The organism is Streptomyces sp. M92 (assembly GCF_028473745.1).
GTDB lineage: Bacteria > Actinomycetota > Actinomycetes > Streptomycetales > Streptomycetaceae > Streptomyces.
This window is the reverse complement of the sequence record NZ_CP101137.1, coordinates 1,631,273-1,651,632: the sequence shown is the minus strand read 5'-3', so window position 1 is coordinate 1,651,632 and position 20,360 is coordinate 1,631,273. Positions and strand designations below refer to the sequence as shown.

Here is a 20,360-nt window from a genome sequence, read left to right as displayed (position 1 = left end):
TGATGCGCCACCAGCTACGCACAGCGAAGTGATCGACACATGGTGATGTGACCACGGTGTTGCCAGGCGTGCAACGGAAAGGAACGAGCGCTCATGCGCGAGATCCTCGGAAGGCGACGCAGGCTCTTGTCCCAGCACGACGACGGGCGGCCTGAGCTCATCGGCGCGGCCCTGACCTACGCGACACAATGGCAGTGGCCCGTACTCCCGGGAGTGGCGGCGGACCCGCGGGCGCGGTCGCGCTGCGGCTGTCCCGACGCCGAGTGCACGGTGCCCGGCGCGCATCCCTTCGACCCCGGCCTCCTCGCGGCCACCACCGACGCGCGCATGGTGCGCTGGTGGTGGAGCAACCGGCCCACCGCGCCGATCGTCCTGGCCACCGGGGGCAGCGCCCCCTGCGCCGTCTCCCTGCCCGCCCTGCCCGCCGCCCGCGCGCTGGCCGCGCTCGACCGCGCCGGCATGCGGCTCGGTCCGGTCGTCGCCTCGCCCACCCGCTGGTCGCTGCTGGTGCGGCCGTACTCCATGGAGCAGCTGGGCGAGCTGCTGTACGCGAAGGACTTCGTGCCCGGCTCGCTGCGGTTCCACGGCGAGGGCGGCTATCTCGCGCTGCCGCCGTCCGAGACCGGTCCGGGCGCCGTCCGCTGGGAGCGGGCCCCGCTGCCCGGCTCCGCCTCGCCCTGGGTGCCCGATGTGGAGGCCGTGGTGGACGCGGTGGTCGACGCCCTCACTCGTACGGGTGTGAGCGCGCCCGAGTTGTAAGGGTGTCCGGCGCGCGCGGAAGGGCGCGCCCGCCCGCCGTCGTTATCGTCCGCCCCATGCCGCTTCATGCAGGGGAGCACCGCGCCGCCAGGCGGTACCGCGTCTTCGGGCGGTACCGCGTCGCCGGGCAGTGCCGCGTGGCCGGGCAGTGCCGCGCGTTGCCGCGCCCGGGCCGGCCGGACCGCCGGCGGGTCCGGCTGTACGGACTCGCCGCTGTCGTGGTGTGTGCGGTCGTACTGCCGTTCGCGGTGGCGTCCGCGGGGCCGTCGGGTGACGGGCCGGGCGACGCGGAGGAGACCCCCGCGACCGTCCCCCTGCTCTCGCGGGGTGGCGACGGCAAGGCGCCCGGGGGCGCGGGAGCCGACGAAGGAGCCGGTCGCGGCCGGGCCGGGGCTGTCGCGCCCGCCCGTTCCCCACTGCCCGCGGGACCGGCCACCGCGGTGCGCTGCGGTCCCGAACTCACCTCCCCGGAGGGCGTCGAGGCCCAGACCTGTGTCCTCACCCAGGGCACGGGGAGCGGCACGCGGACCTGGGCGCGGACCTACTACCGCAACGCGACCGGTGACCCGCTGGAAGCCGTGCTGAGCCTTCTGGGGCCCGACGGGCGCAGCCTGCGGATGCGCTGCGAGGTCGGCGCCGAGGATGCGCCGGGCACCTGCGAGACGCCGAGGGAGCCCGTGCGCGGCGGACCCGCGGCGTACACCGCGGTCGCGGAGTTCGCGGGCCGGGCGGGGTACGGGCCGCTGCTGCTGCGCACCGGGAGTAACCGTAGTGACGGCGGTGCCGGAAGCGGTGGTGCCGTGGGCGGCGGGCGCGGCGGGAGCGACGGGGGCGTCAGGAGTGGAGACGGCCGACTCGACAACTCGGCGACGGAAACGGGGAGTTGAGGAGCGGTCGCGATGCGTGGGCGACCCGGCGCATGGAAAGACCCGGTTGCTGGCGACGGGGGATGCACCAGCAACCGGGCTACTCGAACGGTAACAAGAGATCGGCGGTTAGCAAATTCGATCTCCCGTTTTCCGGTCATCGACTGGCCTGTTCAGGGCGGTAGTTGTGACTGGAGTCACGCGTGTGGCGCCGGGTGCCCCGGCTGACCGGTCGGTCAGCCGGGACGGCTACCGCGGCGGGGGTCAGCTGAGGGTGACCTGCCGGTTGGTCAGGCCGCCGCGTGCCCGGCGCTCGTCCGGGCTGAGCGGGGTGTCGGCCGCCAGCGCCTCGGCGAGACGCTCCGCGAACTCGGCCGCCGGCTTCTCGATGTCCTGCGCGGTGACCTCGCTCGGCAGGTCCCACACCGGAACGGTCAGCCCGTGCGCCCGGAACGAGCCGACGAGGCGGGTGCCCTCGCCGAGCGACGACCGGCCGGCCGCGTGCAGCCGGGCGAGAGCGTCCAGAAGTCGCTCCTCCTCGTGCGGCATGACCCAGCGCAGATGGTTCTTGTCCGGTGTCTCGCACCAGTAGGCGAAGTCCACGCCCTGGAGCCGGACGGTCGGGATGGCCGCGGCGTTGGCGCGCTCCAGGGAGGCGGTCACCTCCGGGGTGGCGTTCTCCGGGTCCGGGACCCAGAACTCGAAGCCCGCGTGCACCTCGGGCCGGAACGAGCCCTCGGGAGCGAGCAGGTCCTGCAGCCGGGGCCCGTCGGACGGCGCGCGGCGACCCTGTACGGGGGTGCCCGGCTGGGCGGTCAGCGCCCGCTGGAGGGTGTCGGCGAGGTCGCGGCTGATGTCGCCCGAAGCCGTGTCGTTCTGCAGGCCGAGCAGGACGGAGCCGTCGTCGCGGCGCAGGGCGGGCCAGGCCATCGGCAGCACGGTGGCCAGCGTGACGGACGGGACGCCTTCGGGCAGGCCGTCCCTCAGGGTGAGCTCGGCCGTGGCCGCCGGTACCAGCTCGCGCAGGGCCACCCAGTCGCACTCGCCGGGCAGCCCCTCGAACGGGCGCTGCACCAGCTCGGTCGTGGCCTGTGCGGCGGCACGGCCGTGACAGGCCTTGTAGCGGCGGCCACTGCCGCACGGGCAGGGCTCGCGTGCGCCGACCACCGGGATCTCGCCGTCCGTGAGCTGCGGCCGCTTGGCCTTCGTCTGGGGTCGCTTCTTGGCCATCGTGGGTGTCTCCCGGTTGCGGCTCAGTCTCGTACGGGCGCGAGCCTAGCCGGTCCCACTCCGGCCGACGGGGCCCTGTGGACAACCGGCCCGTTGTGTACAACGGGCCGACGGTGGACGGCTGGTTCGGGTGGCGGCTGATACGGGTGCACGACCGGGGCTGCGCGACCGGGGCTGCGCGACCGGGGCGCCGATGTGCGGCAGGTTGCCGATGGGCCGCGGGTCACCGACAGACGGCGGGATCGCCGCCGACGGACGACAGGTTGCCGATGGACAGCGGGCTGTTCGAGGATGACGGGCTGCCGACGGTCGTCTCCCACCGCGGCCGCGGCCGCGACCGCGTCCGTAGCAGCGGTCGGCTCACCCGCCGCGCGGGCCGACCGACCGTGTGTACGTGGGTCGCGCGGGCGCCGCCGGGACGGCTGCCGCCGCGCACCACGTGACCGTCGGGCCGACCGACCGACCGACCGACCGACCAACCGTCCGCCCGCACCGTGTCCCGGGCAGGCCGCAGGGGCGACGGCCATCGCCGTGCGCCGCGCGGGCGCTGGTCAGCCCACGTCGTCGAAGGCGTCCGCGAAGTCCAGCCCGGGGATCTCCGACACCGCGGGTGCCGTGATCCGGGTGGCGAAGTCGTCCCGCCGGTGCCCGGCGTCCGGGTCGTGCACGTCGCCGTGGACGACGACCCAGACCGTGACCTCCCCGCGGGCGTCGTCCCGTACGCCCCAGTCGTCCGCGAGCGCGGTGATGATGTTCAGCCCGCGGCCGCCGTGCGCGGTGACCGAGGGGGTCGCCGGTGCCGGGCGGGTCGGGCCGCCGCCGTCCGTGACCTCCACGAGGAGACGTCCGGCCGCGTCCACCTGCCACGCGGCGCGGACGTCACCGTCCCCCGCCAGGGCGTCGCCCAGTGGACGGCCGTGCTTGCACGCGTTGCTCAAAAGCTCCGAAAGGACCAGTACGGCGTCGTCGATGACCGATTCCGCCACACCGCCGCCGCGCAACTGCTCGCGCATCCGGCGCCGCGCCCGCCCCACGCCCGCAGGGCCATGGGGAACGGCCATGCTCGACGACGTGGGCACCTCCTGTGCCACCACCAACGCCACCCCCGAGACCTCCTTCGCCCCACGCCACGGTGTGGATGCCCTTCTGGCCTGAACCGGAAACCGGCCGGTCCCCGTCCAGTGACGCATTCGACACGGTCGAACACGTACCGAACGCGCCGGAGCACTCCCCGTAATTTCGTGGCTGGATTTCGTCGGTGTGGCCGAGACCGGAGAATGGGCCAGAGAGCCCGCCGGGTCAAGGTTTCCGGACGAATCAGCGACGAAGGCGGCGGCGAATCAGCGACGAAGGCGGCGGCGGTGGCGAAGCAGCGCCGCATCAGCGGCCGAGGTGGTCCAGTACCGCGCGCGGCCGGTTGGTGATGATGGCGTCGACGCCCAGGTCGGCGCAGAGATCGACGTCGTCGGACTCGTTCACGGTCCACACGTGCACCTGGTGGCCGGCCTGCTTCAGGCGCTCGACGTAGGCGGGGTGGTTGCGCACGATCCGGATCGAGGGGCCCGCGATCCGGACACCGGTGGGCAGTCGGCCGTCGCGCAGCCGGGGCGAGACGAACTGCATCAGGTGGACCGTCGGCAGCGTCGGCGACGCGGCCCGCACCCGGTGCAGCGAGCGGGCCGAGAAGCTCATCACGCGCACCGGGGACTCGGCGGCCGAGGCGGGAGCGTCGAGTCCGAACCGCTTCAGGAGCAGCAGCAGCCGCTCCTCCACCTGCCCCGCCCAGCGCGTGGGGTGCTTGGTCTCGATGGCCAGTTCCACCCGCCGCCCCGCGTCGGCCACCAACTGGAGCAGGCGCTCCAGGGTCAGTACGGAGGTCTCCTCCCGGTCCTCGGGCCGGTGTTCCCAGTCGGGCTGCTCGTCGCGCGTGCGCCAGAACTCCCGGGTCCTGCGGGCGCCGAAGTCCAGGGCGGCCAGGTCGGCGAGCTCCAGGGCCGACACCGCGCCGCGGCCGTTGGACGTACGGTTGACGCGCCAGTCGTGCACGCAGACCAGGTGGCCGTCCGCGGTCAGGCGCACGTCGCACTCGAGGGCGTCCGCCCCGTCCTCGATAGCCTTCCGGTAGGCGGCGAGGGTGTGCTCGGGAGCGTCCTCGGACGCGCCGCGGTGGGCGACGACCTGGATCGGGTGCTGTCGTGCGTGGGTCACCGCGTCATGGTGCCACCGCGCGCGGGTATACGTGCCGTCGGAGCCGTCGGAGCCGTCGGAGCCGTCGGCGGCCGTCGCCAGTACGTCCGTTTAGTCTTGGATGTCTCATGTAAAGGCTGTCCGTGGACCCACAGCAACCGCTTATGGTGCTCTGACGGCCCGTGGGAAAAGCTGATGGCATACGAAAACACCGCACATCCGCGCCGCGCCGGACCGCGGAGCACCGCGTGAGCGCGGCCGAGGTGGGCCGATGTGACGAAACAGCCCGTGGACCGGGAAAGACCCGTGGACCGGAAGACAGCCGTGGAACGAGGAGAGAAGCTGTGAGCACCGAGAACGAGGGCACCGCGGTACCCCCGGCCCCGTCCGCGCCTCCAGTGCCGGTGGACTCTCCCGCAGCCTCCCTCCGCCAGGACCCCCGCCAGGACCCCCAGCAGCCGTCCCCCGCGCCGACGGCACCGCAGCCGCAGGACGGCCAGGCACCCGCCGCACCCGCGTCCGTCCCCGCCGCCGCACCCGCCGCCCAGGCACCCGACTCGCCCCACCAGGACTCTCCTCCCGCCCCCCACGACCCGGCGGCGCACCAGACTCCCGGCGTGACGCACAGCGCCCCGGACGCTTCCTGGCCCCCGCCCCCGCCCCCGGGCACCCCGCCCTACGGCGGAGGAGGCGGCGACGGCCATGGCGGCGAGGGCCATGGCGGCGAGGGCCATGGCGGTGGTGGTTACGGCGCCGGTGGCTACGGCGCCGGTGGCTACGGCGCGGGCGGCTGGGGCGCCTCGTACCAGCCCCCCGCTCCGAAGGCCGGCCGGGGCCGGGGCGGACTGGTCGCCGGGCTCCTGGTCGCCGCACTGGTGGCGGGCGGCCTGGGCGGCGGCCTCGGCTACACCCTGGCCAGGAACAACGACGAGTCCGGCTCCACCACGGTCTCCGCCTCCGACACCGGCGGCTCCGTCAAGCGCGACGCGGGCACGGTCGCCGGAGTGGCCGCCGAGGCGCTGCCCAGCACGGTCACCATCCAGGCCGAGGGCAGCAACGGCGAGGGAGGCACCGGCACCGGGTTCGTCTTCGACAAGCAGGGCCACATCGTCACCAACAACCACGTGGTGGCGGAGGCGGTGGACGGAGGCAAGCTCAGCGCCACGTTCCCTAACGGCAAGAAGTACGAGGCCCAGGTGGTCGGCCACGCCCAGGGCTACGACGTGGCGGTCATCAAGCTCGAGAGCGCCCCCTCGGACCTCAAGCCCCTCCCCCTCGGCAACTCCGACAAGGTGGCGGTCGGCGACTCCACGATCGCCATCGGCGCCCCCTTCGGCCTGTCCAACACGGTGACGACCGGCATCATCAGCGCCAAGAACCGCCCCGTGGCCTCCAGCGACGGCAGCGGCGCCAGCAAGGCCTCCTACATGAGCGCCCTCCAGACCGACGCGTCGATCAACCCGGGCAACTCCGGCGGCCCCCTCCTCGACGCGCAGGGCAACGTCATCGGCATCAACTCCGCCATCCAGTCCACGAGCAACGGCGGCTTCGGCACCGGCCAGGCCGGTTCGATCGGCCTGGGCTTCGCCATCCCCATCAACCAGGCCGAGTTCGTAGCCAAGCAGCTGATCAAGACCGGCAAGCCGGTGTACGCGAAGATCGGCGCCTCCGTCTCCCTCGAGGAGACGACGAACGGCGCGAAAATCACCGAGCAGGGCGTGAACGGCTCCGAGCCCGTCGAACCGGGCGGCCCCGCTGACGACGCCGGCCTCAAGTCCGGTGACGTCATCACCAAGCTCGACGAGCGCGTCATCGACAGCGGCCCGACCCTGATCGGCGAGATCTGGACCCACAAGCCCGGCGACGAGGTCACGGTCACCTACGAGCGCGGCGGCAAGCAGCACACCACGGAACTCACTCTGGGCTCCAAGATCGGCGACGACTGATCCCACCCTCGCCCCCCGACCCGCTACCCTTGTCCCCGCGCCGTCGATCACGAGCGGCGCGGGGTGGGTTGCCCGAGCGGCCTAAGGGAACGGTCTTGAAAACCGTCGTGGCGCGAGTCACCGTGGGTTCAAATCCCACACCCACCGCGGTGTTTGACGGCCCCTGACCAGGCGTTACGGTCGGGGGCCGTCGGCGTGTGCACTACCCGCCGAGGACCGCCGTTCCCCGCGATTCCCCGGCCGATCGGGCACGGAAGGGGCACGGCTGGGGCATGCCCTGAGGGGCCTGCCGCCTGGGGCGTGTCCGGTCGATCTTTAAGCCTCGGGATTGATTTCACAGTCGGAGTTGGGCCCGGGGTAAATCAGGCTTTGGTGACCGTCATCGAACATCACCAGGTACGGCGGTTCGCCGTTCTGCCCTTTCACCTCGGCGATCTCACCGTCCGCTGAGGCGCCCGACTGGCTGCGCATTCGGATTCTGTCGCCGACAGTTGCTTGCATGAGTCGGGCTCCGTTCATGGGTCGCGTTCTCAGACCGTGCCAGGGGAGAGCGGGCGCTCGTCCGCCCGCAAGGTACGTGGGGGCTCCATCAGCATGCGGGGCTTCAACGCCCGTCGCCTGGTGGCGCGGGACAGAACTCGCCCGGGTGAGTGACGGCGGTCTACCGCGTGAGCGACCTACCGGCCACGCCGTCACCTACGCGCGGCTGATCGGAATCTCGTACACGATCTCGCAGTGAGCCGCGGGCACCACGATGTCCGCCGTCTCGACGGGCCGTCCCTGGTCGCTGTAGTACGTCCGCCGGATGTGCGTGACAAGCGCGGCCTTCTGAATGCCGAGTAGTGACGCCTCCTCGGCGGTCGCCTGCCTGGGCTCGGGCTGCTCCACGGCATGGCTCACGGTGATGCCGATGGCGGCCATCCGATTCACGACGCCTGCCCCGGCGTGCGGCCCTCCCTCGGGGAGGACGACGAGACTGCCGGCGGTGAGGTCGTACGGCTCCCAACTGGTCGAGAGCTGCACGGGCCTGCCGTCGGCCAGGAACTCGTACGCGGTTCGGACACACAGCTCGCCCTCGGCGATACCGAGTCGGGCGGCGACCTCCGCCGGGGCCGGCACCTTGGCGTCGGTCCTGCTCTCCCAGTCGCCCTGCCTGCCGACGGCCTTCATGTCCGCCCGGAACGGCGACCCTTCGGGCTGCTCGCGTGCGGACGACCGCACCACACGTACGCGTTGCCGGGGCTCGGCGACGTAGGTGCCCGAACCGGCTCGGCCCTCCAATACGCCTTGGGAGATCAGCAGCTCCTGAGCCCTGCGGACGACGTTCTCGCCTACGCCGTACTCCTGGCCGATCTGCGCGCGGGAGGGCAGCCGGTCCCCCGGTTCCCACACGTGCTCCGCGACCCGCTGCCGTAGCTCGTCGGCGATGCGGAGATAGGGCGGCTGCTCAGGCATATGGAAAATCTAGTCCACTAGCTCTAACCTAGTTAACTAGCTTCACTCAAAGTGATCGCCGAGTGACGGAGGCTTCCTTGTGCCCGCTTCGCGAGTGAGCGCGGAGGCCATCGCCGCCCGGTTATCGGCGGTCGGGCTCACCACGCGTGTGGAGGAGCGCGACCGGTGCACGTCGGTCGAGGCGGAGGTGCCGGAATCGCTCTCCGCCGAGTCATGGCGGGAGGTCCTGGAAGTTGTGGCGGAGGCCGATCGATTCGGGCTTCACGCCACCAGCTTGAACGGCCGCACCCTTTGGGCGGTCGTACGCAAAGCGGCCCCCACGACGGGCGATGTCGGGGGACCGAGCTATCAGCGATAGGAGCTGAGCAGCGTGCTCAACCGTATCCGCCGTGCCGTCTCGCTCGCCAGAGCGCGGTACTTCCCCAAGGGCAGGCACCGCCGAGCTTTAACGCCGTCCCAAACGGCTGTTGCGACGCCTCCCGCGCTCGCCGTAGAACCGCCGGCCGTCCCGGACTGGATGCCGGACACCGCTGACCGCCTTCACCTGCTCCTGGGCGAGGACAACGTGCTCGTCCGTCCGTACGTGCTGGCCTGGGAGCGGCAGCGCGCACGCCAACGCTCGATGGTCGTGGCGCCGCGACTGTCGGCTGAGGCGTTCTCGGTCCTGGCAGGTGCTCGCTGATGCCTCCTCGTCAACGCCTCCACGTTTCGGAAACCGGGGCTGCTGCCTACCGGTCGACCGCATGCCGGGTCGGAACGCACACAGCCTGTGCGGAAGGGTCGCCATCTCCTGCGCCGGTCGACCTGCCGGTGATCTACGAGATGTGCGCCTGCCCCTGCCACCCCGCGCCGGACCACTGCACGCGACCGGCGGTGAAGCGGTGAGCAACTGGGCCCCCGGGGGTGCGCTGGCTGCCAACGTCGAGGTCACGGCGGCCACTGTTCTGCGGGGCGACATCATCCAAGTCGGTGGTCGGGCATGCCGGGTGAGCGACCTCTTCCAGTTGCCCCAGGGCGCGAAGCAACTCCTGTTCGAGTCGGGAGAGCTGCTGACCATAAACGGGCGGACCCGGCTCGTTGCCGTGCGGATGACGAGAAGGCGGTGACGCAGTCCATGACGTCTCGCCGCCTCGTCGTCGCCGACGACTTGAGACGCCAGATCACGACCGGCCGCCTCGGGCCTGGTGATCGTCTCCCGTCTGAGTCCGCCCTAGCGGACCGGTACAAGGTCAGCACGGCGACACTGCGAAGTGCCCTCGCCGTTCTCCAGGGAGAAGGCCTAGTCGAGAAGATCCACGGCAAGGGCAATTTCGTCCGCCGTCCGCTGCGCAAGGTCACGTACGTCGGTGGGTGGGGCACGCTGGATCCTCGGACTGCCGCAGACGTGGACCTACGCGTGACAGTCCGCACTACGGCACTGCCCGCGCGGGGGCACCTGACTGCGCTTCTGAAGGTGGACGACGGAAGCCCACTGACCGAATTCCTCCGCCTCAGCTATAAGGGAGAGTCTCCCCACAGCCTGGCCCGCGTCTACGTACCGCGAGACCTGACACCGACCACGGCACTCGGCGACCGGTCCTCAAGGGCGTGGGCGGATGCCAGCTTCTCTGTGCAGGACCCGCCGCCGGCCGAGGTCCACGAGACGGTGTCCGCCCGACTCCCAACGTCGGATGAGGCTTCCACCCTGCGGATCAGCGCAGCCTTGGCCGTCCTCGCTATCACTCGCATTGCGGTAGACAACACCGGGCGAGTCGTTGAAGCGGCACTCCTCGTGTTCCCTGGGGATCGTGTCGACGCCGTCTTTAGCACCCACCACGTGATCGAAGAAAGGCAGGCGCACAGATGACGCCGCAGAACGAACTGCGACTCCTCCCGTGGTCGGGCCCGGACGGCAAGCCCTGCTACCTGAGCACCGATGACAGCGGCGGCTACATGTCCCGCCTGGCGGACAACATCGAGGCAGTACAGCTGGGAATGGCATCTGAACTCGTGGAGCATGTGTCGGCGGTACTCGGCGACCAGGACACCGTCCCGGAAGAGCTGCGCCGCATGCTGGCCGAACTGACCGGGGCCCTGCGAGACGTGCTCCGCGTAGCAACCAGCCGCGGTCACCTCTTGGCCGTAAGCGACCTCTAATCAGGGGCGCTCCACAGACGACAGACCTATCAGCAATCGAAGCCTGCCTTACTGATCATCGCTTGGGTTGACCAGCGGACATGATGAAGCCCATGGCTCTGAGCTGTCAGATGCCTTGGGCTTCTTCCGTTGCCGGCCGACGCTGAGCGGCCTCGTGATGCCTAGAGACGGGCCAGCTCTTCCTCTAGCTACACGCCATCTTCGTCACGAAGCAACTTGAGATGCTCGCTGTCTGCCACCTGTGCTCGTGATCGTCAGCAGCTGTGCGACGCCGGTTGTCACGCAGTTACGCACTCAGTGCGCTTTGGCGCTGCAACCTGCTCTCAAGATTGTCCGCCGTAACGCATCTCGATCTCTTTCTTTACGGCACGCGCAACCGAAAACTCACTCTCACCATCTTGCAGGCTGTCCCTGCGGTTGTCAGTCGTCAGGAAAGCATCGAATGCAAGCTCGGCCTCGGCTATGACCTCGTCCGTAAGTTCCCCGTGCTGATCGCAGCAAGACTCAACCCAGTCTGTCTGAAGCTCGATCTCGCGCTCAACCGGCCGCATGCTCGCTCGCAGGTCTCCAAGTGGTATGACCGCACGCGAAAAGTGGTAAAAGGCGCGTTGGAGCAGGTAGAGGCGTCCCTCTGCGCTGAGGGTGGCGACACGTCGATCACGCACGAGAGCAGTGGAAGGGACTGTTGCCATCTTCATGAACTCTGCGACGTGCGTACCGCGCCCCCCGCAGTACATGTCAGGCAGTGGCATGACGCCGAAGGCCTTCGACCAATGCTTTTCCCAGGCTTCGGGCCCGGTCATGATCTTCTTTGCGGACTTGACCTTCACGCCGATCACGGTCACTTCAGGTGTCAGTTGAGAACCTCTCCGCATCGTGCATGGATGCAGAAACAGCATGGCGTGATCGTAATCAGGCAGGCCTGGTAGATCTACGCCAGAGAAGACGTCACCTTGATGATACGGAAGGAATCGAGGGGGGGCGTCCTCGCTTGTGCCGAGGGCGCCCCTGTACTCGTACAACCGGTCAGTGCCAGGTACAGCGTTGAGCTGCGCACCCATACGGGCCCCTCCGTCTGCGTCAGCCGCGAGGCCGCAGGGCGGGCATCCCATCTTCCGCGCTGACGACCTCATATTCGCTCTTGTACGTCTCGCGCCACTGCGGCTCGATCCGGTCCAACAGCATAACTGGCGATACGTCACCAGCGCCCAAGTCTACGAAGTCTGGGGCAAGGTCGGGCGTATAGAGGTCCAACACGGTCACGGTGTAGCCATCAACCAACGGGTGAGCGATCCACGGCGCGGGGTCGCGGACACCTGCCTCGTACAGGACCTGCAGAAAGGCAACGAGGCCCGCCAGTCGGTCACGATTCTCTGTCGAGACGCCGCCGGCCTTCCGCCACTTGCGCAACGCAGGAACGCTGACCCGTAGCATGCGAGACAGATCAACCCAGGTCATTCCTTGATCCACGGAGAGCTCGTGCAGAAGCTCCTGCACGCTTCGTGTACGGATCAGTTCTTGGCGTCGGGTTGCCAGCCATTCACGACGATTGCGGCGCCGGCCGTGTTCAGCTTGCCGGTGGCGTCCACGGGCCAAGGAGACGTCCTCGCGCCACTGCGCATCGATGGCCCGATGGTTGGTAGACGTCCGCCGGTCAACTGCCCACTCAGCGGGTGGCCTGATTGCTTCGAGGAGTAGGTCGCGTAGTTCCTGGCTACTTACGACTGGTCCAGTCATGATTTGTCCCCCCTGAAGTACTCCCTTGCGTCCTCAGTGATTGCTGCCTGGAAGAGCTCGCCAGCGGGTGGGCGCAGACGATGTAGGCAGCTCATGAGGGCGTCCGGGTCCAACGGCGTAGGCTCTGGCGGCTCCCAAGAGCTGTCGATGTCCAGGGCGAAGAAGCGCCCCTTCGGGGCTTCTGTGCGACGCAAGGGGACATCCCGATCCACGATTGACGTGCCGACGACGTCACCCCATCGAAGCGCTACCCAGTCATCCCCTTCGAGGTGGTAGAGGGTTGTGCCCATTGCGCCCGCCGCATGACCGCTGGGAAGCAAGTGTGCGCTAGCAAGTAGCTCCGGTGCCACCCATTTGTCCCAGCTTGGATTGTCTTCGGCGCTGTGTTGGGGATGACGTAGTTCATTCACGAAGCGGATGCCGGCCCGCTCCACCAGCGCCTGCGGCGCGCATTCTGCGAGGGCGCGTGAGGCTTCCGCTACGCAGGAGGAGAACGCATCGAAGTCCTGGTAGGTGACTGTCTCGAAGGTCAGTGACGTCGCCTTTAGGAGCGCCGAGGAGGTCCGCTCCCTATTGAACGCCCGCAAGGTCGGTAGGGTCTCCGGTGGGCTGTCATCGCTTGACTCTGGCGATGGCAGGGAGACGGCCACGTCTTGGGACAAGACTGGAAGCCGAGAGCGGATCGCGCTTGCAAACAGGTCTCGGACTTCGATCTTGTTGATGGCTGGCTCATACGCCAGTGCCACCTCGGCGGTGACGTAGACCAATGGGGAGCGCGGGAAGATCTCGCGCTTCGGATACATACGCTCACCCCTAATGTTGCGGCCTGTGTCCGTCGAGGACCACGTTGAAGCAACACGGGAGCGTGAGGGCCCCCTACTCACGCCTGCGTCGGCACTCTTGCCCCGACCTGTAACTAAAACTGTAACCAGTCCTGGGCGATATTACACGCCAACTTTCGCCCTGCCACCCGATTGGGTGTCGGTCTATAGCGGGGTTCGAGTGGGGTGGACCCGTCGTGTGTGACTGCATGGCATCTGGCCTGCGTGGCTGTCTGCGACCTGCGTGGAGGGGGTGCCGGTGCGCTGGATGTTACGTTTCGGTAACTTGCTGGATGCTGAGTGCTGAGGTCGGTGGAGCGGCTTTGGGCTGGAGCTGCTTTGGGGCGAGTGATCTTGGCCCCGTAAGCTGATGGCGAGTCGGGCAGTCTGTGGACCTGCCCGTTAAAGCACGACGTTGGGGCCAAGATCTTAGAGGCTCGCCCCAAAGTGGCTGCCTAAAGCCGTGGAGCCGACCGCCCCAGCCATAGAGGGTGTCTCCCACTTCATGCCCGCAGCCGCCGAGCGCGCCGCCGGGCGCGGCCAGCCGGGGCGAAGACAGGAGGCGGGCCGCGCCGTAGAGGCGGCGCGCGCCCGCGCCGTGCGCGGGCCTTGATGAAGTAGGGAAAGTCTTATCCCGCTGGGATGAGGTGCTTGTGTCCGGTCCCGGTAGATGCTTGACACTTCGATCCCAGCTGATGGTTGACGGTGGCCGTGATCGGCTTTTCTGTGCACGTCGTTGCGGCGTGTGGCAGGAGGCCGGGATTGGCGCTGGTGGAGTTGTCGGTTGTCGAGCAGAGATACCAGGCTGTGCTTGCGGTGCTGGCGGGCGCGACGGTGACGGAGGTCGCCGCGTCGCTCGGGGTGTCCAGGCAGACGGTCAGCGGGTGGAAGACCCGGTATCAGGCCTCGGGCCTGGCTGGGTTGGCTGACCGTTCGCGTAGGCCGTCGTCGTGTCCGCATCAGGCCTCTGCCGAGGTGGAGGCTGCCGTCTGTGAGCTGCGGCGGGAGCATCCCCGGTGGGGTCCGCGGCGGATCGCGTTCGTGCTGGAGCGGTCCGGGAACGTGACGCCGGTGCCGTCGCGGATGACCGTGTATCGGATTCTGGTCCGGCATGGGTTGGTGGAGCCGGGGGTTCGGCGCCGGAAGCGGTCGGATTACAAGCGTTGGCAGCGGGACCGTCCGATGCAGTTGTGGCAGATGGACATCGTGGGCGGGGTGATGCTCGTCGACCCGGTGACGGGTGAGTTGTCCGAGGCAAAGGTCGTGACCGGGGTGGATGACCATTCCCGGTACTGCGTGATCGCGTCGGTGGTGGAGCGGGCGACGGGCCGGGCGGTCTGTTCGGCGTTCGCCGGGGCGTTGGAGGAGTTCGGGGTGCCGGAGGAGGTGCTGACCGACAACGGCAAGCAGTTCACCGACCGGTTCGGGCACGGGGGTGAGGTGCTGTTCGACCGGATCTGCCGGGAGAACGGGATCGCGCACCGGTTGACCCAGCCGGCCTCGCCGACCACGACGGGCAAGGTCGAGCGTTTCCATCAGACGCTGCGGCGTGAACTCCTGGATGACTGCCCGGCTTTCGAGAGTGTCGAAGAGGCCCAGGCGGTGCTGGACGCGTGGGTTCGGGAGTACAACTCGGTGCGGCCGCATCAGGCCCTGGACATGCAGTCTCCTGCTGACCGGTTCGCCCCGGTGCCCGAGGAGGAGCGGGCCGTGCTGGGGCTGCGGGTGCCTGGGGTGCTGGGGCGGGTGCCGCAGCAGCGGACGCCGGCCGCGGACCGGGCTCCGGTCGAGGCCGAGCCTGCCCCTGTCCCCGTTCCCGGCGTGATGCGGGTGGATGAGGCAGGGGCGGTGGAGTTCGAGCGGGTGGTGCCGGCGAGTGGGAATCTGCAGGTCGCGGGCAAGCAGTTCTGGCTGGGTCCGTCGCGGGCGGGGCTGACGGTGACGTTCTGGGCGGACACGCAAGTGATCCATGTGCTGATCGCGGGGGCGCGGATCAAGACGGTGCGGTCGCATCTGTCGGTGGTGGATCTGGGGCGGCTGGCGGCCCGGGGCGGTCGTGCGGCCGGCCCTCCGCCGCTTCCCGCCGGTGACAGTGACGGGGCCGCGTTCGAGGTGGACCGGGTCGTGAACAACAGCGGCCTGGTGGGCCTGGGCGGCCACCAGGTGCTGGCGGCGGAGATCCTCGGCGGCCGCCAGGTGGGTGTCCGCATCGACGACGAGACGCTGTCGTTCTTCGATCCGTCCTCACGGGAACTGCTGCGAGTGCGGCCCAACCCGCTGACCGGCGAGGAAGTCCGCAGGCTGCGGGGTCTGCGGCCTGCCGGCCCGCTGCCCCGGCCCCGTGTCGAGCCGGTCCGGGTGCAGCGGAAGGTCAGCGCGGTGGGCACGGTCATGGTCTGCCGCCAGACCGTCTCCCTCGGCCGCCCCTACGCAGGCCAGACCGTGACCGTCCACGTCTCGGACACCACGATCACCGTCGACCTCGACGGCCAGATCCGAGTCATCCGGCGCACCACCGACGTCCCGGTCCGTAACGTGAAAGCCAACAAGCCCCACAAAATTTCCGATGTTGTCTAGGCCCACCGTCAAGCATCAGGTGAGACCCGAACGTCAGGCATCAACTGGGACCCGACAGGGATGAGGTGCTTGCCGTCGTGGCTTCGTACGTGAGGGCCAGCCCCGTCTAGGGCGTCCAGGAGTCGGATGGCGTAGACCTCGGCCATGCGGTCGCTGACCTCGTCGGGGGTGAGCCAGGAGACGGCTGTGGACTCACTTGAGGTGCGTTCGGTGCCGCCGGAGGGCTTGCAGCGGAAGACGAGGGCGACGATTCCTCGGGTGGTGTTCTTGTAGACACCGGTTAGTTCGTCGACTTCGACGTGGATGCCGGTCTCTTCCCAGACTTCGCGGGCTACGCCGGCCTCGGGGGTCTCGTTGAGTTCGAGTACGCCGCCGGGGAGTTCCCAGGTGCCGTTGTCGGCTCGGCGGATTGCCAGGAGGCGGCCGTCTTCGCGCACGACGACTCCGGCTACGGATACGGAGTGCAGGGGCGGCGGCGTTGCTTCCTGTGGTTGACTCATGTACAGGAGCATAGGAGACAGAGAAGGACTATGGGAACTGCGGTAGAGGGGGGCAGGTCCGGGCCTCGGTACGTGCAGATCGCGGACGAGATCGTGCAGCAGATCCGGGCGGGTGTGCTCAAGCCCGGGGACATGGTGCCGAGTGAATCGGAGCTGGTGGACCGCTACGGCGTGTCCGGCGGCACGATCCGCAAGGCCATGGTCGAGGTGCGGGCGAGCGGGCTCGTCGAGACCCGGCACGGCAAGGGGTCGATCGTGAAGGACCGGCCGCCGGTGCGGCACCGTTCCTCCGACCGCTTCCGGCGCTCGCTCCGCCAGGGTGGCAAGGCCGCGTACCTCGCGGAGTCTGCGCAGTCCGGTGCCACGGCCAAGGTGAGCGTCCTCTACATCGGGCCCATAGAAGCCCCTGCGGATGCCGCCCGGCGACTCGGCGTTCCCGCCGGTACTCAGGTGCTTGCCCGGCGGCGCCTCTACTTCCGCAACGGCACCCCGGTCGAGACCGCCTCCTCCTACCTCCCGTGGGACGTCGTCAAGGACATCCCCGAGCTGTTCGCCGAGAACCCCGGCGGCGGTGGCATCTACGCCCGACTCGAAGACCACGGACACGAGTTCGCCGAGTTCGTCGAGACGCTGCAAGCGCGGCCGGCCTCCAAGGCGGAAGCCTCCGAGCTGGCGCTGAGTCCCGGTGCGCCGGTTGTTCACCTGATCCGGGAGGCCCGTACGACGGCCGGAGTCGTGGTGGAGGTCTGCGACACGCTCATGGCTGCTGACCAGTTCGTTCTCGAGTACCGGATCCCCGCCGCCGACTGACGCCCGCTCAACTTCTAGTAGCCCGTCGTGACTTCGATGTCGCGGCGGGTTGGCTCATGTACAGGAGTGGTGCACTCTTCTTCATGTCACTCATATACATGAGTGGCGGAGTACAGCATCTGTAGAGGAGTGTTCTGCTGTGCGTCAGATTCCCGTCGACACCTCCGCCGCGACCGTGATGGTTGCCAAGACCCCGCAGCCCAAGGTGCGTGACCGCCGTACCGGTGAGATCGCGACCGACGCCGAGACCGGCGCGAAGCTCATGACCGTGGACGTGATGTTCGCGGCCAACGACGAAGTCGAGATCCTGTCCGTCACCGTCCCGGAGACCGGCATCTCCGGTGACCTGACCATGGGCACCCCGGCCGCGCTCACGGGGCTGGTCGCCCGGCCGTGGGAGAACGAGTTCAACGGCCAGAAGCGGCACGGCATCGCCTTCCGCGCGGTCGCCGTCACCTCGCTGGCCACCACGGGCACGGGCTCGAAGGCGGCCTGAGCCATGACGTGGCCGACGGTCTTACTGCTGGTGGTCGTCGCCGCTGCGGGGCTCCTGCGGTGGCGGCGTCCCGCCTGGTACTGGATGACCTTCGGGGTCACCTTCGCTGTCGTGCGCGTCCTGGTCCGCTACGCCTCCGTCATGGAGGCCTGCGGGCTGACGGTCCCGCCCTCGCGCTGGCGCCTCATGCTGGCCCGGATGGCCAACCGCCCGGCACCGGAATCGCGCGCGCCACGCATTCTGCGGCTGCGGCCCACCCACACCGGCCTGGTCCTCCGGCTCAAACTCCGCCCGGGACAGGACGCCTTCGACGTCGCCGCCGCCTCTGACCGGCTGCGCCACTCCTTCGGGATGTACGGCGTCACCTCCCGTGAGCTGCGCTCCGGTGTGGTCGAGATCCGGATGACCGGCTACGACGTGCTCAAGCGGGTGCAGATGCCGGCCAAGACCGACACCCGACCGATGCGCGTCCCGGTCGCGCTGCGGGAGGACGGCTCGGTGCACTACCGCGACTACCGCGCCGTCCCGCACGGTCTGACCCTCGGGGCCACGGAATCCGGCAAGTCCGTCTACCAACGCAACCTCGTCGCCGGGCTCGCCCCGCACCACGTTGCGCTGGTCGGCATCGACTGCAAGCAAGGGGTCGAGCTGTTCCCGCTGGCCCGCCGGTTCTCCGCGCTCGCCGACAACCCGGATACCGCGCTGGAGCTGCTGGAGGCGCTGGTGGCCCACATGCAGGACGTGTATCAGCTCATCCGCGCCGAGCAGCGGATCAGCGTCGCCGTGCCGGATGCGGAGATCGCCGCCGACATCTGGGACCTGCCTGAGGACCTGCGGCCGGTGCCGGTCGTCGTCCTGGTCGACGAGGTCGCCGAACTCGCTCTCTTCGCCAGCAAGGAGGAAGAGAAGCGCCGGGACCGGATCATCACCGCCCTGGTCCGCCTCGCCCAGCTCGGCCGCGCGGCCGGCGTCTACCTGGAGATCTGCGGGCAGCGCTTCGGCTCCGAACTCGGCAAGGGCATCACCATGCTCCGCGCCCAGCTCACCGGCCGCACCGCCCACCGCGTCAACGACGAGACATCCGCGAACATGGCCTTCGGCGACATCGCCCCGGACGCCGTCCTCGCCGCCATTCAGATCCCAGCCGAAACGCGCGGAATCGCCATCGCCGGGGACTCCACCGGCGGCTGGCACCGCATCCGCGCCCCGCACACCACGCTGCGCCAGGCCGTGAACGTCTGCAACAAGCACGCCGACCGCACCCCTGTGCTGCCCGCCCTCGCGCCCTTCCGGCCCGCGGTCGCTGCGCTGCCCTCGGCCCACGTGCCGCTGTCCAAGACAGCGCCCGCCACCGCCTGACCCCTCCCCTCCCACGGTCGGCGCGACCGCCCTTCGCGCCAGGTCCCTACCCCCGCCATGCCTGATGACAGGAAGGAGCCGTGATGGCCCGCCCCGCTCTCCGTATCGACGCCGTACTTGTCCAGGCCGTCATCGCCGGGGCGCTGTCCTTCGCCCACCTCCACGACCTCGCCGCCGCTGCCGGACAGACCGGCTGGAAGGCCTGGGCCTATCCCGTCTCGGTCGATCTGCTCATGGTCGCCGCCTGGCGTCGGCTGCGGGCTGATGGGCCGTCCCGGCTGGCCTGGTGCTGGTTCTTCATCGCCCTGGTCGCCTCGCTCGGCGCCAACGTCGCCACCGCCGGGCTCCTCGACCTGGGCGACGTCCCGCCTTGGCTACGCATCCTCGTCGCGGCCTGGCCCGCCCTGGCCTTCATGGGCGGAACCCTCCTCGCCCACTCGCCCGCGGACTCGGCCCCGGATCCGCCGGCACCCTCCGTCCCGGCTCCGGACCCCGTGCCCGAAACGGCTGCCGCTGAGCCGGGCCTGGCGCCTGAACCCCCCGTCGCTCCGCAGATCGAGGAAGCCCCTGCTCTGCCCACGACCGTGGCGGTCCCGGCCGCGCTCGTGGACCACGCCCGCAAAGTCGCCGACGACCACCATGCCCGCACCGGTGTCCGGATCGACACCGACACCCTCCGCGCCCGCCTCGGCGTCCCGCCTCACCTCGCCGATGCCATCGCTGCACAGCTCGGATGACATGACCGCGACACGATAGGAGATCAACTGACATGCCCGCCCGCGACTTCTTCCACTCCGTCATGCGGATCGGCCCCGTGCAGATCGGCACCCACCGCGACCGCCGGGGCCAGACCAAACACGCCGCCGTGTGCACCAACGACCGCTGCGGCTGGTCCGCCGACTACTCCAGCCAGTCCGCCGCCCAGCTCGCCGCCCGCACCCACCGCTGCCGCGTCAGCTAGGAGGCCACCACATGGACGTCCCGCTCTGGCTCGCGCTCCTCGCCGTTGGCTACCTCGGCGTCAAGCTCATCCGCCCGCCCTGGTGGCTCATCGCCGTACTCCTCCTCGGCGGCTTCCTCATCGCCGACAGCGTGCTGGCCCCCGTCGTCAACGGCTTCGTCAAGTAGCACGACCTGAAGGGAGAACACCGATGCTCCGCCCGAAGATCCCGACCAATCCCACGCCCGCCGGCCACCTCACGCCGCCCGTGGTCGTGGAGCCGACCGCTGTCGTGCCGAGCGTGCAGGGTCCGCCTCCGGCTCCGGTCGCTCCCGCACCGACCCGGCCCACGGTGCAGCTCACCCCCGGCACCGCCCTCGCCCTCGTCGGCGGCGCAACGGCCGTCGTCCTGGTCGTCGGCGCCGTGCTCGTCTCCATGCTCCTGGCCGTCGCCATCACCGGCGCCTCGCTCGCCGTCTGCGCCCTGGTGATCCGCTCCCTAGTCCACGCCGACGCCAAACGACGCTGACCGGCACCCGGG

General features: G+C 69.5%; 25 protein-coding genes and 1 tRNA gene. 17 read left to right on the top strand and 9 right to left on the bottom strand.

Translation table 11 applies throughout. The features are described 5' to 3' along the window. Positions 1-93 precede the first annotated feature (93 nt). Together M6G08_RS07505 and M6G08_RS07500 are read left to right on the top strand one after the other, a co-directional pair. A complete protein-coding gene (locus M6G08_RS07505) occupies positions 94-759 on the top strand; it encodes a bifunctional DNA primase/polymerase (RefSeq protein ID WP_272586393.1) in 666 nt (221 codons plus the stop codon). A gap of 56 nt (positions 760-815) precedes the next feature. Then, entirely contained in the window at positions 816-1,646 is an 831-nt protein-coding gene (locus M6G08_RS07500) for a hypothetical protein (RefSeq protein WP_272586392.1), read from the top strand. 243 nt (positions 1,647-1,889) lie between these two features. On the opposite strand, the gene M6G08_RS07495 is transcribed toward M6G08_RS07500, so the two are convergent. The 3 genes from M6G08_RS07495 to M6G08_RS07485 form a co-directional block, all read right to left on the bottom strand. Further along, the gene (locus tag M6G08_RS07495; protein WP_272586391.1) at positions 1,890-2,855 is read right to left on the bottom strand and encodes a DUF5926 family protein; all 966 of its coding nucleotides are present in this window, start codon (positions 2,853-2,855) and stop codon (positions 1,890-1,892) included. Between the two features lie 551 nt (positions 2,856-3,406). Further along, on the bottom strand, positions 3,407-4,045 hold the full coding sequence (locus tag M6G08_RS07490; protein WP_272586390.1) for an ATP-binding protein: 639 nt from the start codon (positions 4,043-4,045) through the stop codon (positions 3,407-3,409). Between the two features lie 190 nt (positions 4,046-4,235). Continuing rightward, positions 4,236-5,063 carry a glycerophosphodiester phosphodiesterase gene (locus M6G08_RS07485; protein ID WP_272586389.1) on the bottom strand — a complete coding sequence of 276 codons (828 nt, stop codon included), beginning with the start codon at positions 5,061-5,063 and terminating at the stop codon, positions 4,236-4,238. A gap of 323 nt (positions 5,064-5,386) precedes the next feature. On the opposite strand from M6G08_RS07485, the gene M6G08_RS07480 reads away from it, so the two are divergent. Both M6G08_RS07480 and M6G08_RS07475 read left to right on the top strand, forming a co-directional pair. Further along, positions 5,387-6,988 (top strand): S1C family serine protease, encoded by a 1,602-nt coding sequence (locus M6G08_RS07480; protein ID WP_272586388.1) that lies wholly within the window; start codon positions 5,387-5,389, stop codon positions 6,986-6,988. 62 nt (positions 6,989-7,050) lie between these two features. Further along, positions 7,051-7,135, top strand: a tRNA-Ser gene (locus M6G08_RS07475). Between the two features lie 168 nt (positions 7,136-7,303). Here the strand turns inward: M6G08_RS07475 and M6G08_RS07470 are convergent. Further along, complete coding sequence (locus tag M6G08_RS07470; RefSeq protein WP_272586387.1) at positions 7,304-7,489, bottom strand: DUF1918 domain-containing protein; 186 nt, start codon at positions 7,487-7,489, stop codon at positions 7,304-7,306. A gap of 195 nt (positions 7,490-7,684) precedes the next feature. Continuing rightward, the gene (locus M6G08_RS07465) at positions 7,685-8,443 is read right to left on the bottom strand and encodes a GntR family transcriptional regulator (protein ID WP_272586386.1); all 759 of its coding nucleotides are present in this window, start codon (positions 8,441-8,443) and stop codon (positions 7,685-7,687) included. A 79-nt stretch (positions 8,444-8,522) separates the two neighbouring features. Between M6G08_RS07465 and M6G08_RS07460 the strand changes: the two genes are divergently transcribed. The 5 genes from M6G08_RS07460 to M6G08_RS07440 all read left to right on the top strand — a co-directional run bounded on the left by M6G08_RS07460 (position 8,523) and on the right by M6G08_RS07440 (position 10,579). After that, positions 8,523-8,801: a hypothetical protein gene (locus M6G08_RS07460; protein ID WP_031186080.1), complete on the top strand. Its 279-nt coding sequence runs from the start codon at positions 8,523-8,525 to the stop codon at positions 8,799-8,801. A 12-nt stretch (positions 8,802-8,813) separates the two neighbouring features. Continuing rightward, entirely contained in the window at positions 8,814-9,125 is a 312-nt protein-coding gene (locus tag M6G08_RS07455; protein ID WP_272586385.1) for a hypothetical protein, read from the top strand. Positions 9,126-9,324: 199 nt separating this feature from the next. Then, positions 9,325-9,549: a hypothetical protein gene (locus M6G08_RS07450; protein ID WP_272586384.1), complete on the top strand. Its 225-nt coding sequence runs from the start codon at positions 9,325-9,327 to the stop codon at positions 9,547-9,549. 8 nt (positions 9,550-9,557) lie between these two features. After that, positions 9,558-10,289: a GntR family transcriptional regulator gene (locus M6G08_RS07445; RefSeq protein ID WP_272591277.1), complete on the top strand. Its 732-nt coding sequence runs from the start codon at positions 9,558-9,560 to the stop codon at positions 10,287-10,289. Next, positions 10,286-10,579, top strand: a complete 294-nt coding sequence (locus tag M6G08_RS07440; RefSeq protein ID WP_272586383.1) for a hypothetical protein — start codon at positions 10,286-10,288, stop codon at positions 10,577-10,579. The genes M6G08_RS07445 and M6G08_RS07440 overlap by 4 nt, the downstream gene beginning before the upstream one ends. Positions 10,580-10,902: 323 nt before the next feature. On the opposite strand, the gene M6G08_RS07435 is transcribed toward M6G08_RS07440, so the two are convergent. The 3 genes from M6G08_RS07435 to M6G08_RS07425 form a co-directional block, all read right to left on the bottom strand. Then, positions 10,903-11,478: a hypothetical protein gene (locus M6G08_RS07435; protein ID WP_272586382.1), complete on the bottom strand. Its 576-nt coding sequence runs from the start codon at positions 11,476-11,478 to the stop codon at positions 10,903-10,905. Between the two features lie 181 nt (positions 11,479-11,659). After that, complete coding sequence (locus tag M6G08_RS07430; RefSeq protein ID WP_272586381.1) at positions 11,660-12,175, bottom strand: hypothetical protein; 516 nt, start codon at positions 12,173-12,175, stop codon at positions 11,660-11,662. A 137-nt stretch (positions 12,176-12,312) separates the two neighbouring features. Then, complete coding sequence (locus M6G08_RS07425) at positions 12,313-13,119, bottom strand: TIGR04255 family protein (RefSeq protein ID WP_272586380.1); 807 nt, start codon at positions 13,117-13,119, stop codon at positions 12,313-12,315. A 795-nt stretch (positions 13,120-13,914) separates the two neighbouring features. Between M6G08_RS07425 and M6G08_RS07420 the strand changes: the two genes are divergently transcribed. Further along, entirely contained in the window at positions 13,915-15,714 is a 1,800-nt protein-coding gene (locus M6G08_RS07420; protein WP_443049007.1) for an IS481 family transposase, read from the top strand. A gap of 8 nt (positions 15,715-15,722) precedes the next feature. Here the strand turns inward: M6G08_RS07420 and M6G08_RS07415 are convergent, their stop codons facing one another. After that, positions 15,723-16,226: an NUDIX hydrolase gene (locus tag M6G08_RS07415; RefSeq protein ID WP_272586378.1), complete on the bottom strand. Its 504-nt coding sequence runs from the start codon at positions 16,224-16,226 to the stop codon at positions 15,723-15,725. An 18-nt stretch (positions 16,227-16,244) separates the two neighbouring features. Here M6G08_RS07415 and M6G08_RS07410 point away from each other — a divergent pair, with 18 nt between their 5' ends. The 7 genes from M6G08_RS07410 to M6G08_RS07380 all read left to right on the top strand — a co-directional run bounded on the left by M6G08_RS07410 (position 16,245) and on the right by M6G08_RS07380 (position 20,348). Then, the gene (locus M6G08_RS07410) at positions 16,245-17,024 is read left to right on the top strand and encodes a GntR family transcriptional regulator (protein WP_272586376.1); all 780 of its coding nucleotides are present in this window, start codon (positions 16,245-16,247) and stop codon (positions 17,022-17,024) included. 139 nt (positions 17,025-17,163) lie between these two features. After that, positions 17,164-17,520: an SCO3933 family regulatory protein gene (locus M6G08_RS07405; protein WP_003950171.1), complete on the top strand. Its 357-nt coding sequence runs from the start codon at positions 17,164-17,166 to the stop codon at positions 17,518-17,520. A 3-nt stretch (positions 17,521-17,523) separates the two neighbouring features. Continuing rightward, positions 17,524-18,879 (top strand): FtsK/SpoIIIE domain-containing protein, encoded by a 1,356-nt coding sequence (locus M6G08_RS07400; RefSeq protein ID WP_272586375.1) that lies wholly within the window; start codon positions 17,524-17,526, stop codon positions 18,877-18,879. An 83-nt stretch (positions 18,880-18,962) separates the two neighbouring features. After that, positions 18,963-19,616: a DUF2637 domain-containing protein gene (locus M6G08_RS07395; RefSeq protein WP_272586374.1), complete on the top strand. Its 654-nt coding sequence runs from the start codon at positions 18,963-18,965 to the stop codon at positions 19,614-19,616. Positions 19,617-19,648: 32 nt separating this feature from the next. Then, positions 19,649-19,840: a mobile element transfer protein gene (locus M6G08_RS07390; protein WP_007388789.1), complete on the top strand. Its 192-nt coding sequence runs from the start codon at positions 19,649-19,651 to the stop codon at positions 19,838-19,840. 11 nt (positions 19,841-19,851) lie between these two features. Further along, a complete protein-coding gene (locus M6G08_RS07385) occupies positions 19,852-20,007 on the top strand; it encodes a hypothetical protein (RefSeq protein WP_003950175.1) in 156 nt (51 codons plus the stop codon). A 23-nt stretch (positions 20,008-20,030) separates the two neighbouring features. After that, the gene (locus M6G08_RS07380) at positions 20,031-20,348 is read left to right on the top strand and encodes a SpdD-like protein (protein WP_272586372.1); all 318 of its coding nucleotides are present in this window, start codon (positions 20,031-20,033) and stop codon (positions 20,346-20,348) included. The last annotated feature ends 12 nt before the right edge of the window (positions 20,349-20,360 follow it).